Annotated in this window: 18 protein-coding genes and 1 pseudogene; 9 read left to right on the plus strand and 10 right to left on the minus strand. The window is 59.1% G+C overall.

Annotation, left to right across the window (positions count from 1 at the left end):
- Window positions 1–4: 4 nt before the first annotated feature.
- The 3 genes and pseudogenes from BS627_RS13530 (at window position 5) to BS627_RS13540 (ending at window position 2,880) form a co-directional block, all read left to right on the plus strand.
- The gene (locus BS627_RS13530; RefSeq protein ID WP_003520102.1) at window positions 5–622 is read left to right on the plus strand and encodes a LysE family translocator; all 618 of its coding nucleotides are present in this window, start codon (window positions 5–7) and stop codon (window positions 620–622) included.
- Window positions 623–763: 141 nt separating this feature from the next.
- Window positions 764–1,732, plus strand: coding sequence for a cysteine synthase A (gene cysK / locus BS627_RS13535; RefSeq protein WP_077983736.1), 969 nt, complete (start codon window positions 764–766; stop codon window positions 1,730–1,732).
- A 203-nt stretch (window positions 1,733–1,935) separates the two neighbouring features.
- Window positions 1,936–2,880, plus strand: a pseudogene (locus BS627_RS13540) (IS630 family transposase).
- A 102-nt stretch (window positions 2,881–2,982) separates the two neighbouring features.
- On the opposite strand, the gene BS627_RS13545 reads toward BS627_RS13540, so the two are convergent.
- The 10 genes from BS627_RS13545 to rsmI form a co-directional block, all read right to left on the minus strand.
- Window positions 2,983–4,527, minus strand: coding sequence for a YifB family Mg chelatase-like AAA ATPase (locus BS627_RS13545; RefSeq protein WP_077983737.1), 1,545 nt, complete (start codon window positions 4,525–4,527; stop codon window positions 2,983–2,985).
- Between the two features lie 183 nt (window positions 4,528–4,710).
- Window positions 4,711–5,670 carry a glutathione synthase gene (gene gshB / locus BS627_RS13550; RefSeq protein ID WP_077983787.1) on the minus strand — a complete coding sequence of 320 codons (960 nt, stop codon included), beginning with the start codon at window positions 5,668–5,670 and terminating at the stop codon, window positions 4,711–4,713.
- Window positions 5,671–5,912: 242 nt separating this feature from the next.
- Entirely contained in the window at window positions 5,913–6,425 is a 513-nt protein-coding gene (locus BS627_RS13555; protein WP_077983738.1) for a cupin domain-containing protein, read from the minus strand.
- A 109-nt stretch (window positions 6,426–6,534) separates the two neighbouring features.
- Window positions 6,535–7,635, minus strand: a complete 1,101-nt coding sequence (locus tag BS627_RS13560) for a sn-glycerol-3-phosphate import ATP-binding protein UgpC (protein WP_077983739.1) — start codon at window positions 7,633–7,635, stop codon at window positions 6,535–6,537.
- A 10-nt stretch (window positions 7,636–7,645) separates the two neighbouring features.
- Window positions 7,646–8,488 (minus strand): sn-glycerol-3-phosphate ABC transporter permease UgpE, encoded by an 843-nt coding sequence (ugpE, locus tag BS627_RS13565; RefSeq protein ID WP_003520108.1) that lies wholly within the window; start codon window positions 8,486–8,488, stop codon window positions 7,646–7,648.
- An 11-nt stretch (window positions 8,489–8,499) separates the two neighbouring features.
- Window positions 8,500–9,468, minus strand: a complete 969-nt coding sequence (locus BS627_RS13570; RefSeq protein WP_170985433.1) for an ABC transporter permease subunit — start codon at window positions 9,466–9,468, stop codon at window positions 8,500–8,502.
- A gap of 82 nt (window positions 9,469–9,550) precedes the next feature.
- Window positions 9,551–10,849 carry an extracellular solute-binding protein gene (locus tag BS627_RS13575; protein WP_077983740.1) on the minus strand — a complete coding sequence of 433 codons (1,299 nt, stop codon included), beginning with the start codon at window positions 10,847–10,849 and terminating at the stop codon, window positions 9,551–9,553.
- 108 nt (window positions 10,850–10,957) lie between these two features.
- Window positions 10,958–11,518: a sugar O-acetyltransferase gene (locus tag BS627_RS13580; RefSeq protein WP_077983741.1), complete on the minus strand. Its 561-nt coding sequence runs from the start codon at window positions 11,516–11,518 to the stop codon at window positions 10,958–10,960.
- A gap of 17 nt (window positions 11,519–11,535) precedes the next feature.
- The gene (locus BS627_RS13585) at window positions 11,536–11,904 is read right to left on the minus strand and encodes a YraN family protein (RefSeq protein ID WP_077983742.1); all 369 of its coding nucleotides are present in this window, start codon (window positions 11,902–11,904) and stop codon (window positions 11,536–11,538) included.
- Window positions 11,894–12,835: a 16S rRNA (cytidine(1402)-2'-O)-methyltransferase gene (gene rsmI, locus BS627_RS13590; RefSeq protein ID WP_077983789.1), complete on the minus strand. Its 942-nt coding sequence runs from the start codon at window positions 12,833–12,835 to the stop codon at window positions 11,894–11,896. The genes BS627_RS13585 and rsmI overlap by 11 nt, the downstream gene beginning before the upstream one ends.
- Window positions 12,836–13,098: 263 nt before the next feature.
- Here rsmI and dnaN point away from each other — a divergent pair, with 263 nt between their 5' ends.
- The 6 genes from dnaN to BS627_RS13620 all read left to right on the plus strand — a co-directional run bounded on the left by dnaN (window position 13,099) and on the right by BS627_RS13620 (window position 17,814).
- The gene (dnaN, locus tag BS627_RS13595; protein WP_065654600.1) at window positions 13,099–14,217 is read left to right on the plus strand and encodes a DNA polymerase III subunit beta; all 1,119 of its coding nucleotides are present in this window, start codon (window positions 13,099–13,101) and stop codon (window positions 14,215–14,217) included.
- Between the two features lie 189 nt (window positions 14,218–14,406).
- Window positions 14,407–15,000 carry a phospholipid N-methyltransferase PmtA gene (gene pmtA, locus BS627_RS13600; protein ID WP_077983743.1) on the plus strand — a complete coding sequence of 198 codons (594 nt, stop codon included), beginning with the start codon at window positions 14,407–14,409 and terminating at the stop codon, window positions 14,998–15,000.
- A 95-nt stretch (window positions 15,001–15,095) separates the two neighbouring features.
- The gene (locus BS627_RS13605) at window positions 15,096–15,692 is read left to right on the plus strand and encodes a histidine phosphatase family protein (RefSeq protein WP_077983744.1); all 597 of its coding nucleotides are present in this window, start codon (window positions 15,096–15,098) and stop codon (window positions 15,690–15,692) included.
- A gap of 4 nt (window positions 15,693–15,696) precedes the next feature.
- Complete coding sequence (pyrF, locus tag BS627_RS13610; RefSeq protein ID WP_077983745.1) at window positions 15,697–16,404, plus strand: orotidine-5'-phosphate decarboxylase; 708 nt, start codon at window positions 15,697–15,699, stop codon at window positions 16,402–16,404.
- Between the two features lie 20 nt (window positions 16,405–16,424).
- Window positions 16,425–16,712: a DUF1330 domain-containing protein gene (locus BS627_RS13615; protein ID WP_077983790.1), complete on the plus strand. Its 288-nt coding sequence runs from the start codon at window positions 16,425–16,427 to the stop codon at window positions 16,710–16,712.
- 121 nt (window positions 16,713–16,833) lie between these two features.
- Window positions 16,834–17,814: a complex I NDUFA9 subunit family protein gene (locus BS627_RS13620; RefSeq protein ID WP_077983746.1), complete on the plus strand. Its 981-nt coding sequence runs from the start codon at window positions 16,834–16,836 to the stop codon at window positions 17,812–17,814.
- The last annotated feature ends 188 nt before the right edge of the window (window positions 17,815–18,002 follow it).

Here is an 18,002-nt window from a genome sequence, read left to right on the forward strand (position 1 = left end):
GATCATGACGCTGACGACCCTTTTCGCCTATGCCACCGCCCTCTTCATTGCCGCCGCCATTCCCGGCCCCGGCATGACGGCGATCGTGGCGCGGGCGCTGGGTTCGGGTTTTCGCGAAACCTTCTTCATGGGTCTGGGGCTGGTGCTGGGCGACATGATTTACCTGACCGCTGTGATCCTGGGCTTGGCCTTCGTCGCGCAGACCTTTCAGGAAGCTTTCATGGTGCTGAAATTCGCGGGCGCAGCCTATCTCCTTTATATTGCCTGGAAGCTTTGGACCGCCGGTCTGCTGCCGCAGGAGCTGAAGGCCAAGAAAAGCACCAGCATGCCCATGTCCTTCCTGTCCGGACTACTGATCACGCTCGGGAACCCGAAAACCATGCTGTTTTATGTGGCGCTGGTGCCGACGCTGATCGACATCCGCATGATAGGACCTTCGGAATATGCGACACTTCTCGCCATCACCTTCGTCGTGCTGATGGCGGTTCTCCTGCCTTACATCCTGCTTGCGGCCAAGGCGCGCAACCTCCTGAAAAGGCCGAGCGCCTTGACGATCCTCAACCGCACGGCGGCGGGTATTCTGGCCGGAACAGCGACCATGATCGCGATCCGCAGCACATAAAACAAATTCTTGCGTTTATGCGATTTATCGTGAAATTATTCCTGCAATTTGGAGATATTCGGACGAACGTTCGCTAGCTTGCGAAAGCTATTGCTCCTATTCTGCCGCTCAAATCTTGCGGTCTTTACACAGGAGAGCATCATGCCCGAAGCCAGAAAGCCCGGACGCGGACGCGTCTATTCCTCGATTACGGAAACAATCGGCGACACACCGATCGTGCGGCTCGACAAGCTGGCGAAGGAGAAGGGCGTGAAGGCCAACCTTCTCGCCAAACTCGAATTTTTCAATCCCATCGCCTCCGTGAAGGACCGCATCGGCGTCGCCATGATCGAAACGCTGGAAGCGCAAGGCAAGATCATCCCCGGCAAGACAACGCTGGTGGAGCCGACCTCCGGCAACACGGGCATCGCGCTTGCCTTCGCCGCCGCAGCAAAGGGCTACAAGCTGATCCTGACCATGCCTGAAACCATGTCGGTTGAGCGTCGGAAAATGCTGGCCCTGCTCGGCGCCGAACTGGTGTTGACCGAAGGCCCCAAGGGCATGAAGGGCGCCATCGCCAAGGCGCAGGAATTGGCCGCGACCCTGCCTGACGCCATCATTCCGCAGCAGTTCGAAAACCCCGCCAATCCTGATATTCACCGCAAGACGACAGCTGAAGAAATCTGGAACGACACGGAAGGCACGGTCGATATTCTCGTCTCGGGTATTGGCACCGGCGGCACCATCACCGGCACGGGTCAGGTGCTGAAATCCCGCAAGCCCGAGGTGAAGGTGATTGCGGTCGAACCTGCCGACAGCCCGGTTCTTTCCGGCGGCAACCCCGGTCCGCACAAGATCCAGGGCATCGGCGCCGGTTTTGCACCTGCCATCCTCGATACCGGCATTTATGACGAGATCGTCACCGTGACCAATGACGAGGCTTTCGAAACAGCACGTCTGGCGGCAAGGCTGGAAGGCGTGCCGGTCGGCATCTCCTCGGGTGCGGCGCTGGCGGCGGCAATCAAGGTCGGCGCGCGTGAAGAAAATGCCGGCAAGAACATCGTCGTCATCATTCCTTCCTTTGCGGAACGCTACCTTTCGACGGCGCTTTTCGAAGGCCTTGGGCTTTAAGCCACGCTTTCAAGCGCAGTACGATTGCGCGCCCAATTTGCGAATTGTCTTACGTGCCGCCGGCTCCGCTGGCGGCACAATGTTTTTTTGAGGCAGGGCGCAAAGGGACGCCTTCTAGAGCAGATCCTGTGATCGATGAATCGATTGTGAAGTGACGGGGCGAGCGGAAGCTGATTCAACATCCACTGCGAAAGAGGTGGATGATGGGACGAGCACTGAGCGATGATCTTCGACTACGCGTGTTAAAAGCGTCTGCGGCGGGCATGTCTGCGCGCCAGTCGGCGGCGCGGTTCGGGGTTGGGATTTCGACGGCGATCCGGTGGATCGCACGAGCGAGTGACGGTGAACCTACGTCCCGGCCGCAAGGCTGGCGACGGCCATCGGTCCTTGATGCACATGAGACGTTTGTCGTGGCCATGATCGACGACCGGAAGGACGTGACGCTCGATGAAATGGTCGAGCGTCTGTCTGTTGAGCGGCAGGTAGGTATCAGCCGAAGCGCGCTCGGTGCCTGGCTGCGGGGCCGCGGCTGGACGTTTAAAAAAAGTCCGCACATGCATTGGAGCAAGACCGGCCGGACGTCCTAAAACGCCGGCGAGCCTGGTTTGAAGGGCAGCTCGACCTCGATCCGGAGAAGCTGATCTTTATAGACGAAACCGGTCTCTCGACGAAGATGGCGCGTCTGCGGGGGCGTGCCATTCGAGGTGAGCGTTGCCGAGCTGGCGTGCCGCATGGCCACTGGAAAACAACGACATTCACCGGCGCGCTCCGCCTCACCGGCATGACCGCACCCTTCGTTTACGATGGAGCGATGAACGGCAATGTCTTCCTGGCCTATGTCGAGCAAGTGCTCTCGCCGACCCTTCAGACCGGCGACGTCGTCGTTATGGGTAACCTGCCGACCCACAAGGCAGCCGGGGTGCGCGACGCCATCGAGCGCGCCGGCGCTAAACTCCATGTTCCTGCCACCCTATAGTCCCGACTTTAATCCCATCGAAAACGCATTCTCGAAATTGAAAGCTATGCTACGGGCTCGAGCGGAGCGGAAAATCGACGCCCTATGGGATGCCGTCGGCACATTGATCCCCCGATTCACATCGGAGGAATGCGCAAACTACTTCAGGGTTGCAGGCTATGACCCGGATTGAGCAGGATCTGCTCTAGGGCAATTCCAGTTTAAGCGGAATCGTTGGACGGCCCCTACCTCCTTGTTTCTAAACATTTTCCGGACGAAAAACCGCTTCATATCTCTACTGGATGCTCTGGGTCGCCGCCGTCAGCCTTTCGCCAGCGATACGATAGGACACAGCTTCCGCCACGTGGATGCGGCCGACCGTTTGTTTGCCATCCAGATCGGCCAGGGTGCGGGCAACCTTGAGAATGCGATGATAACCGCGCGCGGAGAACTTCAACCGCTCAGCCGCATCGCGCAGCAATTGCAGCCCGGACGCATCCGGCTCGGCATATTTTTCTATCAAGGTCGTCGTGCAGCGGGCATTCGTGCGAATGGCGGCAAATCCCGCCGCCGCGTAGCGTTCCTGCTGCGCAAGGCGAGCCCGGGCGACACGGCCGGCCACTGTCGCACTCGGCTCGGACGCGACGGGGCGGATGAGATCGGCGGCGGAGACGGCGGGAACGTCGATACGGATATCGATACGATCCAGCAGCGGACCGGAAATGCGGGCCTGATAATCCGTCACACAACGCGGGCCTCGGGCACAGGTGAAACCCGGCTCTCCCGCCATGCCGCAGCGGCAGGGGTTCATGGCCGCAACGAGCTGGATTTCCGCGGGATAGCTGACGCGATGATTGGCCCGCGCGATAATGCATTCGCCCGTTTCCAGAGGCTGCCGCAGCGCATCCAGCACCTGTGGTGCAAATTCCGGGAACTCATCCAGAAAAAGAACGCCGTGATGGGCAAGCGAGGCCTCCCCCGGTTTGGCCCGCAGCCCTCCGCCGATCAGCGCGGCCATGGTGGCGGAATGGTGTGGCGTACGAAACGGTCTGCGGTCCGACAGCTTGCCGCCCGATAATTGGCCGGCGATGGAGTGAACCATGGACACTTCCAGCAATTCCGCAGCCTCCAGCGGTGGCAGAATTGAGGGCAGCCGAGCGGCGAGCATGGATTTGCCAGAACCGGGCGGGCCAACCATCAGCAGATTGTGGCCACCCGCAGCCGCCACTTCCAGCGCGCGCCGGGCCGTCTCCTGCCCCTTGATATCGGCCAGATCCGGCAGATTGACCGGATTGGCACGGATGGCAGGTGCGGGGCGCGACAGAAGCTGGGTGCCGCGAAAATGATTGGCGAGCGCAATGAGACTACGCGGGGCGAGAATATCGATGTCGGCGCCGGCCCAGGCCGCTTCCGGCCCGCTTTCAGCCGGGCAAATCAGCCCCTTGCCGAGCGCATTGGCGCCGATGGCCGCCGGCAGCGCGCCCGAAACCATGCCGATCGTACCATCGAGATTGAGTTCGCCGAGAACCACATACTGGCTGAGCGCTTCCGCCGGTATGGCACCCAGAGCAGCCATGAGACCGAGAGCGATTGGAAGATCGAAATGCGACCCTTCCTTGGGCAGATCGGCAGGCGCCAGATTGACGGTGACTTTTTTTGCCGGCAAGGCCAGACCCGAGGCATGCAGGGCGGCCTGCACCCGCTCGCGGCTTTCGGCGACCGCCTTGTCCGGCAGGCCGACAATCTGGATACCGATCTTTCCGGGTGCAACCATCACCTGCACCTCGACTGGCACGCCCTCTATGCCCTGAAACGCAACCGTATTGACCCTTGCCACCATGGCCTGCCCCCGCAAACCGGCCGCGTCATCTGAACTTCATGTTCCAAGGCAGCCGCCCGCAAGCAACGTGCCACAGAGAAAAGAATAAAACAAGAACACCTAGAGAACAATTTCTCGCATGCGATGTATTTTAGTTGTATCGAGTTGTACGCATGGAACAAACCGGGAGCGATTTAGATCGCTTCAGAACTCCTGAGCGTCGCGCTTTTTCTCGATCGCGTCCCACAGCAGGCTCGCCACATCGGCGCCGCCGAATTTGCGCACTTCGCGAATACCGGTTGGTGAGGTGACGTTGATTTCGGTGAGATAATCGCCGATGACATCGATGCCAACGAAGAGGAAACCGCGCTCCCGCAGGGCAGGGCCGATGCGGCGGCAGATTTCCTTTTCACGCGCCGTCAGCTCCGTCGGTTCAGGTCGGCCGCCGGCATGCATGTTGGAGCGGGCGTCGTTTTCCGCCGGCACGCGGTTGATTGCGCCAACCGGCTCGCCGTCTACCAGGAGGATGCGCTTGTCGCCCTTGCGGACGTCAGGCAGATATTGCTGGGCGATGTAAGGCTCGCGGAACATCTGGCCGAACATCTCCAGCAGAGAGGAGAAGTTGCGGTCGTCGCGCGCGGAATGGAAGACGCCTGCACCACCATTTCCGTAAAGCGGCTTGAGGATGATATCGCCCATTTCATTGCGGAAGCGGGCGATTTCCTCCACGTCCTTGGTGATCAGCGTCTTGGGCATCAGATCGGCGAATTCGGTGACGAAAATCTTTTCCGGCGAGTTGCGCACCCAGGCGGGATCGTTGACCACCAGCGTTTTCGGATGAATGCGCTCCAGCAGATGGGTCGAGGTGATGTAAGCCATGTCGAATGGCGGATCCTGACGCAGATGGATGACATCCATCATTGACAGATCGACATGCTCCGGTTCGGACAGGGAGAAATGGTCGCCTTTGATATCGCGCAGTTCCATCTGCTCAACAGTGGCGTAAATCTTGCCATCACGCATGGAAAGGCGCTCCGGCGTATAATGGAACAACCGATATCCGCGCGCCTGCGCCTCAAGGCTCATGGCGAAGGTGGAGTCACCGGCGATATTGATGCCGGAGACATGATCCATCTGGATCGCGACGTTCTTGATCTTCGCCATGCGAATGTTCCTCTTGCAGCATGCGGACGCTTTGCGGCCCGCGGTGCCCATTGCCTCACCTTTTCAAGCTTCCCTGCAGGACCAGGAGAAACCCGGAAATGCTTCAGAAAACCCTGAAGATGTAGGGCAGCGACCCTTCAAAGGCAACGGCTGCAAGCGGTGGTTTGTGTGAGTTTTATTGAACCTTCACAATTCTGCCGGCGGAGCCTTGCGGGCCCCGCCAACCGCAATGTTTTATGGGTTCAGGCCGCCAGCTTATAGGAACGGCCGGCAAACAGCTTGTTCTTGACGCGATAGGCAAAAGCCAGCGCCTTGGGGAACGGACGGCGCATGAAGGCGACCTTGCGAACATAATCATCCACCCGCCAGGTGGCCCATGTTCCAGCCCGAAAATAGGCGACGTCGCCGACCCGCAGGATGCTAACCGAACCGTCTTCGGCCGTCACATGCACCTCGCCTTCCAGAATATAGACGGTTTCATCCCAGCCGAAGAACCATCGGAATTCACCAGCCGTACAATCCCACATGGCGGTGCTTGAAGCACGGTCGCCGCTTCTGGAATGATCTGCCGCCCGCGCCTGAGGATTGCCGGAAATGATCCAGTCCGGATTGATGGGCGCCGGTTGAAGCCGCAGATCGGTGCAGGACGCGCTGACAACAGCCTCATCTTTTGACCGGCGCAAATAGGCCGGCAAAATCGGCACCGTGCGGATCGCCATGGTTGCCGCGGCAGCGAACATCATTTTGAAGGACATATGAGAAAACCCCCGTGAAATATTGGAGGTCTTCTATCATCGGGATCGTAACAAAGCGGTTTTGACAATCGGCGCAATTTTAGTCATCGCGCCGATTTCTGCGATGCGCTCAGGCCGTCGCCATTTGCGCGGGCCGCGCCGCCAACTGCTCCGCTTTGCCGGCGATACGCTTGCCGGTTTCGCTGGAGAAGAAATGCAGTTTTTCCGGCGCGATCGTGACCGAGAGCGCAGACGGAACCTCGACATCCGGCGGGAAGGCAACGGTCAGGTTCTGTTCGCCGATCATGCCGTGGATGAGACGCTGCGAGCCCAGTTCCTCGATATAATCGACCCGAAGCGGGAAGCCCTGCTCACCTGCCGCAGCGAGGCGGAGATCTTCCGCCCGCATGCCAACCGTCACCGACCCTGAGGCAGGTGCGAAACCGTTGAGCGCAAAGAGCGACGGACCGATGGCGAGGCTATCACCATGCAACTCTGCGTTCAGCAGGTTCATGGCGGGAGAGCCGATGAAACTCGCAACGAAGGTCGAGGCAGGGGTGTGATAGACATCGAGCGGTGCGCCGATCTGTTCGATACGACCGCCATTCAACACCACAAGACGATCGGCCAGCGTCATCGCTTCCAGCTGATCGTGAGTGACATAAATCGAGGTGGTGCCGAGACGTTTTTGCAGGCGCTTGATTTCACCCCGCATGGAAACGCGCAGCTTGGCGTCGAGATTGGACAGGGGCTCGTCGAACAGGAAGGCCGCCGGTTTGCGCACGATGGCGCGGCCCATGGCCACACGCTGCCGCTGGCCGCCGGACAGGGCGCGCGGCTTGCGGTCCAGATAGGGTTCAAGCTGCAGCATGCGCGCGGCTTCAGCCACACGCGCATCGATCTCCTCCTTCGGCGTCTTGCGGTTCTTCAAACCGTATTCCAGGTTCTGTCGCACCGACATATGCGGATAGAGCGCGTAGTTCTGAAACACCATGGCAATATCGCGGTCTGCCGGATCGGCCTGATTGACCACCCGGTCGCCGATCTTCACCGTGCCTTCGGAAATATCCTCAAGCCCAGCAACCATGCGCAGGAGCGTGGATTTGCCGCAGCCGGAGGGGCCGACCAGAACGATGAATTCACCGTCCCTGATGTCGATATCGACGTGATGCACGGCACGCACGCCGCCATGATAATCCTTGCAGACCTGACTGATGTCTATCGCGGCCATTTCGGTCTCCTTATTTATCGCTTTCGGTCAGGCCCTTTATGAACCAGCGCTGGAAAATGACGACGATCAGCACCGGCGGCAGCATGGCCAGCACGGCGAGCGCGAAAGCTTCGTTGTAATCGGGAATTTGCGAACCGACCCAGACCTGCAGGATCGACTTGATGCCGCGCATCAGGGTGAAGAAGCCCTCATCCGTCGTCATCAGCATGGGCCAGAGATACTGGTTCCAGCCATAAACGAACATGATGATGAAGATCGCCGCCATCATGGTGCGGGACAGCGGTATGAGAACGTCGATGAAGAATTTCACCGGACCCGCACCATCGATACGGGCAGCCTCCAGCAACTCCTCCGGCACGGATTTGAAGAACTGCCGGAAATAGAAGGTGCCCGTCGCCGAAGCGAGAAGCGGCACGATGAGGCCGGTATAGGAGTTCAAAAGGCCGAGTTTGCTCATCACCTCATAGGACGGCATGATGCGCACTTCGAGCGGCAGAAGCAGCGTGGTGAAGATGATCCAGAAGGCGAGCGTTGCGAACCGGAAGCGGAAATAGACGATCGCATAGGCCGCGGTCATCGACAGCACGATCTTGCCGACGGCAAAACCGATGCCGAGGATCAGCGAATTCAACACCATGTTGAGACCCGTGATCTGCCCGGTAAAGCCGCCCTTCTGGGTCAGGACCTTTTCATAAGTCTCGATGAAATTGTCGCCGGGAACCATCGTCAGACCACTGCGGTGAATTTCCGCAGCGGTATGCGTGGAGGTCATGAAGGCCACGATGACCGGCAATATCAAGAACAGCGCGCCGATGATCAGCACGAGATGATCGAGGGGCTTTGTCTTGTACATGGTCTTTTCCCTCAATTGTAATGGATGCGCTTTTCGATGAAGCGGAACTGGATGATGGTGAGAACGAAGACGACCAGCATCAGAATGACGGACTGGGCGGAAGACCCACCGATGTCATTGCCGCGGAAACCGTCCAGAAACACCTTGTAGACCAGCGTGATCGGATTATTGGCTGCCTTGTCCTTCACCATCACGTCGATAACGCCGAATGTGTCGAAGAGCGCATAGGTGATGTTGATGATCAGCAGGAAGAAGGCCGTGGGCGCCAGAAGCGGCATGATCACCGTCCAGAACCGTCGAAAGCCCGAGCGGCAGTCGATGGCGGCGGCTTCCCGCACCGAAACCGGGACACCCTGAAGCCCCGAAAGGAAGAAGATGAAATTGTAAGGAATCTGCTTCCAGACCGCAACGACGATCATGGCGAAGGCCGTATCGAAATAATTGAGGCCGACCTTCATGTCCCAGCCGAGAAACGCGGCCATTTTGACGAAGGGGCCGATATGCTGGTCGAAAAACATCATGCCGATGAGACCGGCGACAGGCGGCGCGATGGCATAGACGGAAATCAGCAATGTCTTGTATGTCGAGCTGCCGCGAATGACCGCATCCGCCTTGACGGCGAGCAGCAAGCCAAGCGCCAGCGAAAAGAAGGTGACCAGCACGGTGAATACAACCGTGAATTTGGCGATGCTGAGATATTCGGGGCTGAAGATCGCATCGGAATAGTTGGCAAATCCGACGAAGGAGGCGCCAAAACCGAACGGGTCTTCAATATAAAAGGACGAATGTATGGCCTGAACCGACGGCCAGTAGAAGAAGATGAAAATCACCGCAAGCTGCGGCGCCAGAAACAGGTAGGGCACGTAGGACGAGGAGAACTGCACGCGCTTCATGCCGGCGTCGGCAGGTTTTGCTGGCTTTGCAGCCTTTGCGGACCAGCCGGACAAAAACCGACGCGGTTGAGACGATGAATAGGCCACGCTTGCGCTTCCTTATCCAAGAGCGAGCCCCCTTCCGTGGGAAAGGAGGCTCGGCAATGGTCATTGGTTTCGTAAAGATCGATCAGCCGGCCGTCTTGGCGAAACGGGCGAGCAGGTCGTTGCCTTCCTTCTCGATGATGTCGAAGGCGTCCTTCGGCGTGACTTCGCCGGAGAAGATGCGGTTATATTCGCGTTCCATGACAGCGCGGATCTGCGGGTAGAAGCCGAGACGGTAACCCTTGGACCATTCACCACCCGGCAGCGACAGCTGCTGAATACCGACTTCGGCGACCGGCTTTTCCTTGTAGTAGCCTTCAGCCTTCGCCTTTTCGTAAGCAGCCTTGGTGATGGCGACGTAACCGGTTGCCTTGTGGTAGAAGACCTGGATTTCCGGCGAGGTCAGGAACTGGAAGAAGTCGGCCACGCACTTGTTTTCGGCTTCAGACTTGCCCGACATTGCAAAGAGCGCAGCGCCACCGATGAAGGAGTTGGTGCCGGCGCCCTTGATGGAACCCCAGTAGGGAAGGAAGGTTGCCGAGAACGGCATGGTCGCCGTCTTCTGCAGGCCGCCGAACGAACCCGAAGAACCGATCCAGAAGGCGACCTTGCCTTCTTCGAAGGGCTTCTGGTTGTCGTTCCAGCCGGCGCCGTAATAGGCGAACAGGCCCTTGTCCTTCCAGTCCTTCAGCTTGTCGAACATCATGACGAGGTTCGGGTCGGTAACCTTGAGCTTGGTGTCGGTGACGCTGTCGTAGCCGTTATTGTTGGTGGCGAACTGGATGTTGTTGCGGGAGAAGAAGTTTTCCGTGAACTGCCAGGTCAGCTGCGACTGGACGAGCGGAATATAGCCGGCTTCCTTAAGCTTCGGCGCCACCTGCTCGAACTCTTCCCAGGTCTTCGGCGCTTCGACGCCGGCCTTCTTCAGGGCTTCGTCGTTGACATACATGATGGGAGCGGAGGAGTTGAACGGCATGCCGACGAACTTGCCGTCAGCGGCAGCATAGAAATAACGAACACCGTTGATGAAGGCGTCGCGGTCGAACTTGTAGCCAGCCTTGTTGATGAGGTCTTCGGCAGGAATGACAGCGCCCTTGGCGTTGATGATGGTGGCGGCGCCGGCGTCAAAAACCTGGAGGATGTTCGGCTGCTCGCCGGAGCGGAAGGCAGCGATGCCGCTGGCCAGGGCTTCTTCGTAGGAGCCCTTGGAAACCGGCGTCAGCGCACATTCTTTCTGGGCTTCGTTGAACTTCTGGGCGACTTCGTTGATGACTTCGCCATTGCGGCCGCCCATGCCGTGCCACCAAGTGATGTTGGTCGCAGCCATGGAAGATGTTGCCGACATGCTGACGGCCACCGCGGCCATGGAAATCTTCTTCAACATTACTAAATCCTCTCCACCATTTATTGGGATGAGGATGCGAATAGAGGCGTTCCATGACGCCTCTTTGACAGTTCCGTGTCAGATTTATTACAGCGCGTACGGACAATCTCAGCCGGCTATGCGATTTATGGGTCGGGCCGGATTTCCCACGACCGTTGCACCTCGCGGCACATCGCGCGTCACCACCGAACCGGCGCCGACAATTGCGCCGTCACCGATGGTGATACCGGCCAGAATGATCGCTCCGCCGCCAATCCAGACATCGCGGCCAATCGTGACGGGCTTTGCGATTTCAATCCCCTGCGCGCGCGGAACCGGGTCCAGATGGTGCTCCGCACAATAGATCTGCACGGCGGGACCAAGCATCGCGCCGTCGCCTATCGCGACCTTCGCAGAATCGAGAATTGTGCAGCCGGCATTGAGATAGACATTCCTGCCCAGCGTGACGTTGAGGCCGTAGGCGCAATGAAACGGCGCCTCGATAAATGCCCCTTCACCCGCAGAAGCAAAAAGGGCCCGCAGTAGCGGCCCGATGGCACCGCGCTCATCCGGCTGCATGGTATTGTGCTGGTGAACCGCCCGTCGCGCATGGCCGCGCAGCAAATCCAGTTCGGCATCCATGCAGTTGTACCATTCGCCCGCGGCCATCTTTTCCCGCTCGGTGGACATTGGCTTCCCCCTCCCTCTTAAAATGCGTCGATAAAGTGCTGCGGCAGGCGTCGTGGCAGAATGGCGACAATATCGAAGCGCAGTGAAAGACGGTCGGCATCCTTGCGACGGGAGAGCCAGAGATCGGCAGCCGCGCGGATGCGCTGTTGCGAATGGAAACCGACGGCATTCACCGCGCTCTCACCCGAAGCGCGCGCCTTGACCTCGATGATGGCAACGAGATTCTTCTTGCGGGCGATGAGATCGATTTCCCCCAGCCGGGTGCGATACCGAATGGCGAGGATGCGATATCCTTTCGCCAGCAGATAAAGTGCGGCCCAATATTCCGCGGTGTGGCCGCGCCGCTCGGCATTACGCCTTTTTTCCCTTTGCGCGTCAGCCGCCATTCCTGTCCTTCATATCCAGCAGCCGCTGATAAAGCTCCTTGCGCGGCAGGCCCGTCAGCTTCGCCGCTTCACCGGCAGCCTTGGCGGCGGACATGGTTGAGACAAGATCTTTCAGGAGCTTCTCGACATCCTCGATATCGGGAATGTCGTCATAGGAGGGTGGCTCCACCAGCAGCACGATCTCGCCCTTCACCACACGATCCTCGTCATAATAATCGGCAAGCTCGCTGAGCGTGCCGCGCCGAAACTCCTCGAAAGTCTTGGTCAGTTCGCGGCACACTACGGCGCGCCGGTCGCGGCCAAGCACTTCCGACGCCACCTTGACGGTGGCGCCAATGCGGCGCGGCGATTCAAAAAAGATCAAAGTGGCGGGGATTTTCGCAAGTTCGGCAAAACGGTCGCGCTTGCCGCGATCCTTCACCGGTAGGAAACCCGCAAACAGAAATGCATCGCTCGGCATACCGGAACCGACAAGAGCGGCAAGCGGCGCCGATGCGCCCGGCACCGGCACGACGCGATGGCCTGCCTCAAGCGCCAGCTGGCCAAGACGATAACCGGGATCGGACACCAGCGGCGTTCCGGCGTCCGATACCAGTGCCACGGATTTTCCGGCCTCCAGCGCGGCAATGAGCTTCGGTCCCGCTTCATTGGCATTGTGTTCGTGATAGGCGAGCGGACGCGTGCGGATGCCATAACGCTCAAGCAGGATGCGGGTGACGCGGGTATCCTCGCAGGCGAGAACATCGGCCGAGGCCAGCGTTTCCAGCGCGCGGATGGTGATATCGCCAAGATTGCCGATGGGTGTGGCGACGAGATAAAGCGCCGGCTCCAGCGGCCGCGCAGGAACGGTGGCCGTGCCGATCCTGAATTCCTTCGCCGCCTGTCTGGCATCACTGTTCGATATTTCCTGCGTCACACGGCTTCCAATCATTCTGGCCGACCCTTGCCGGCCGGTCGCTCCGGTTTTTTCCTTTATGGGCAATAGAAAACCGGCGAACAAGGTCCATCGGCGGTCCCAACCTGTGGATCATGTTGTATAGCAGTAAAATGAGCCGAGGCAGATGAACTCGGCTCTTGCATTTTCTGCAATAACTCTGCCATTTTGCCCGTCCACATTGTCCGGCTTTTGCCGGTGAAGACTCTTCTTGCCGATCCGGCGGTGGCCGGTTCGCAACGTTGAAAGCGGTAGCGTCCATGCGTATTACTCTTGAGCGGTCGAACCTTCTGAAATCTCTGAACCACGTCCACAGGGTCGTCGAGCGTCGCAACACGATCCCGATCCTGTCCAACGTTCTGCTGCGCGCCTCCGGCGCCAATCTGGACATGAAGGCGACCGACCTCGATCTCGAAATCACCGAAGCGACGCCGGCCATGGTGGAACAGGCGGGCGCCACAACCGTGCCGGCGCATCTGCTTTATGAAATCGTGCGCAAGCTGCCGGACGGTTCCGAAGTGCTTCTGGCCACCAACCCGGACGGCTCCTCGATGACGGTTGCCTCCGGCCGTTCGAAATTCTCGCTGCAATGCCTGCCGGAAGGGGACTTCCCCGATCTGACCGCCGGCACCTTCAGCCACACCTTCAAACTGAAGGCGACCGACCTGAAGATGCTGATCGACCGCACACAGTTTGCGATTTCGACCGAAGAGACGCGTTATTACCTTAACGGCATCTTCTTCCACACCATCGAGAGCAATGGCGATCTGAAGTTGCGCGCTGTCGCGACCGACGGTCACCGCCTGGCCCGCGCCGATGTGGATGCGCCGTCCGGCTCCGAAGGCATGCCGGGCATCATCATCCCGCGCAAGACCGTGGGCGAACTACAGAAGCTGATGGACAACCCTGAACTGGAAGTGACGGTTGAAGTATCGGATGCGAAAATCCGCTTGACAATCGGCTCTGTCGTTCTGACCTCGAAGCTGATCGACGGCACCTTCCCGGACTACCAGCGCGTGATCCCGACCGGCAACGACAAGGAAATGCGGGTCGATTGCCAGACCTTCGCGCAGGCTGTCGACCGCGTCTCGACCATTTCTTCCGAGCGCGGCCGCGCCGTGAAGCTCGCGCTCACCAACGGCCAGCTAACGCTGACCGTCAACAACCCGGATTCGGGCAGTGCGACGGAAGAAGTGGCTGTCGGTTACGACAATGATTCGATGGAAATCGGCTTCAACGCCAAATATCTCCTCGACATCACCTCGCAGCTTTCCGGCGACGACGCGATTTTCCTGCTGGCAGACGCCGGCTCGCCGACGCTCGTACGCGACACCGCCGGCGACGACGCGCTTTACGTTTTGATGCCGATGCGCGTTTGAAACGGGAATTTTCCGCAAATTTCATCGAAAAGCCGGTGGAACGCTTCACCGGCTTTTCTTGATTCGGCATGACTTCTTAAGCCGTAGACGAATTTTTCCAGTTACGACATTTTGCCTTGTTTTTGCGCCAAATGGGATCAACATTGCGTAACAGTTTTTTGACAATGACCAAATGCATCTGAGGGAACTATGGCACTTAACCTGAAGCAACGGCTTGAACAGAAATTTGAGGAAGAAATCCGCTTTTTCAAAGGCATGGTCAGCCAGCCGAAAAAAGTCGGAGCCATTGTTCCGACATCGACAATCACGGCGAAAAAAATGGCGAGTGTCATCAATCCCCATTCCGGCCTGCCGGTTCTCGAACTCGGCCCGGGCACGGGCGTCATCACCAAGGCCATTCTGGCGCGCGGCATCAAGCCGGAGAACCTCACCGCCATCGAATATTCCACCGATTTCTACAATCAGCTGCTCAGGAGCTATCCGGGCGTCAATTTCGTCAATGGCGACGCCTTCGATCTCGATTCCACGCTTGGCGAACACGCGGGCCAGATGTTCGACAGCGTCATTTCCGCCGTACCGATGCTGAATTTTCCCATGGCCGCCCGTATCAAGCTTCTCGACGAATTGCTGAAGCGCGTCCCCCATGGCCGCCCCGTCGTGCAGATATCCTACGGTCCGATTTCCCCGATCGTCGCGCAGCCGCATCTCTATCACATCCGTCATTTCGATTTCATCGTGCGCAATATTCCGCCGGCGCAATTGTGGACCTACACGCGGGCCTGATAGTCGACAGAGCGCCGGAACCCGTCATTTCCAGGTCACGACGGATGGTTAGGGTATTGATTTGCCCTTTCCGCCGCCCTTGAGGACCGATTGCCATGCATGCGCTCTACATTACCCACCCGCAGGTCAAGATCGATCCGGCCGTTCCCGTTCCCGAATGGGGGCTTTCGGACAGGGGTGCCGAGCGGACGCGCGAGGCAAGCTGCCTGCCCTGGGCACGGTCATTGCGCCACATCGTTTCCAGCGCCGAGACCAAGGCGATCGAAACCGCCCGCATCCTGGCTGAAGCCTCCGGGGTGGACGTGGACATCGTCGAGGCGATGCATGAAAACGACCGGTCCGCCACCGGCTTCCTGCCGTCGCCGGAATTCGAAAAGGCGGCGGACTGGTTCTTCGCCCATCCCGAGGAAAGCTTTCACGGCTGGGAGCGTGCAATCGACGCGCAGGCGCGTATCGTCAGGGCGGTCAAAGCCGTTCTTGACCGGCACGACCCGCAGCAGCCGATCGCCTTTGTCGGTCATGGTGGCGTTGGCACGCTTCTGAAATGCCATATCGAAGGCCGTGGCATCAGCCGCGCCGAGGACCAGCCGCCGGGCGGCGGCAACCTTTTCCGCTTTTCCATCGCCGAATTTTCACTTGCAGCCGCGTCCCCCACATGCGACTGGACGGCAATGGAAACATGGCAGGGATAAGACAATGACCGCGCGCGAAAAACTCATCGTCGGGCTGGATGTTCCGACTGTGCAGCAGGCCGAAGACATCGTTTCGAAAATCGGCGACGAGGTTCTGTTCTACAAGATCGGTTATCAGCTGGTCTTCGCCGGCGGTCTCGAATTCGCGCGTGACCTTGTCCAGAGCGGCAAGAAGGTCTTTCTCGACATGAAGCTGCTGGATATCGACAATACCGTCGCCTCCGGTGTCGAAAACATCGCCCGCATGGGCATGTCGATGCTGACGCTGCACGCCTATCCGAAAGCGATGCGCGCTGCCGTCAAGGCCGCTGAAGGCTCCGGCCTTTGCCTGCTGGGCGTCACCGTGCTCACCTCGATGGACGACGTCGATCTCGCCGAGGCGGGTTATGCTTCTGACGCCCGTTCGCTGGTGCTGCGCCGGGCGGAGCAGGCACGCGAGGCGGGCATGGGCGGCATCGTCTGTTCGGCGGAAGAATCGACCGCCGTGCGCGAAATTCTCGGTCCTGATCTTGCCGTCGTCACCCCCGGCATTCGCCCCGTCGGCGCTGATCTCGGCGATCAGAAGCGTGTGATGACGCCTTACGATGCCATCAAGGCCGGTTCGAGCCATCTGGTTGTCGCCCGCCCCATCGTCAGGGCGGAAGACCCGAAAGCGGCGGCCCGCGCCATTCTGGACGATATGCTGCGCGCCAGCTTCCCGGCCAATCAGTAACGATGACAGGAGGAGATGAAATGGCAAAGGGATATTGGATCGCCCAGGTCGATGTACGCGACAGCGAGCGTTACAAGGACTATGTCTCCACAGCCAAGCCCGCCTTCGAGCGGTTCGGCGCCAATTTTCTGGCTCGCGGCGGGTCGGTGACGGAACTGGAAGGTAAGGCGCGTGCACGCAACGTTGTCATCGAATTCCCGTCCGTCCAGCATGCGATTGACTGCTACAACTCTCCCGAATACCAGGCGGCGGCTAAAATCCGCCAGGAAGTGGCAGATGCGCAGATGATGATCGTCGAAGGAATTTGAGGACCGTCAACCGCATTTCCCAAACTAGCCTCAGGCCTTGCGACAACCGCTCTTCACGCGCGCGTAGCTTTGGGCTAAGAGACTGAAAAACGCTTTATCGACAGCTTCTGAGGAGCCTCCCATGACCTTGGCCAACCTTCCACCCCTCGTCACCGTTTTCGGCGGTTCGGGTTTTGTCGGACGGCATGTCGTGCGGATACTTGCGAAGCGCGGTTACCGCATCCGCGTCGCCGTGCGCCGCCCGGATCTCGCCGGTTTCCTGCAGCCGCTCGGCAATGTCGGCCAGATTTCCTTCGCCCAGGCGAACCTGCGTTATCGCGATTCCATCGTCAAAGCCGTGGAAGACGCCGACCATGTGGTCAATTGCGTCGGCATCCTGACCGAAAGCGGTCGCAACACGTTTGACGCCGTACAGGAATTCGGCGCGAAAGCCATTGCTGAGGCGGCCCGCGACGCGGGTGCGACACTGACGCATATCTCCGCCATCGGCGCGGACGCCAATTCGCCGACCGGTTATGGCCGCACCAAAGGCCGCGCCGAGGCCGCCATTCATTCCGCCCTTCCTGACGCCGTGATCCTGCGCCCGTCGATCATATTTGGACCGGAAGACGATTTCTTCAACAAGTTCGCGAAGATGGCCCGCAGCATGCCGTTCCTGCCGCTAATCGGCGGCGGAAAAACCAGGTTCCAGCCTGTTTATGTCGAGGATGTCGCGGAAGCCGTCGCCCGTGGCGTCGATGGCAAGCTAAAGCCAGGCGCGATCTATGAACTCGGCGGTCAGGATGTCATGACGTTCCGTGACTGTCTCGAGGCGGTTCTTGCCGCGACCTACCGGCAGCGTCCTTTCGTCAACCTGCCTTTCGGCGTCGCGTCGATGATTGGCAAGATCGCTTCAATGGTACCTCTGATTGCGCCGCCGCTGACGCCCGATCAGGTAACCATGCTGAAAAAAGACAATGTCGTTTCCACTGACGCCGAAAAGAACGGCTTGACGCTGGAAGGTATCGGCATCACCCCTGTTCGCGTTGCGTCGGTTCTGCCTTCCTACATGGTGCAATATCGCCCGCACGGGCAGTTCTCCAATGCCGGAAAAGCGGCCTGAGGCCTGCCTTCAGCCTCATCGCTCATAAACGAAAGCGGGAGCCATTCCCGCTTTTTGTTTTTGCGCAATTCAATCGCAACCAAACCGCTATTCGCGCATTTCCCCTCAACTGCAGGGGAGGTGTTGAATGAACTAAGGCTGCGTTGCAAAGCCGGGTAAAAGTTAACGGTCGTCCGGGCTCCACAGGC

Origin of the sequence: Agrobacterium salinitolerans (assembly GCF_002008225.1) — a bacterium.
Taxonomy (GTDB): domain Bacteria; phylum Pseudomonadota; class Alphaproteobacteria; order Rhizobiales; family Rhizobiaceae; genus Agrobacterium; species Agrobacterium salinitolerans.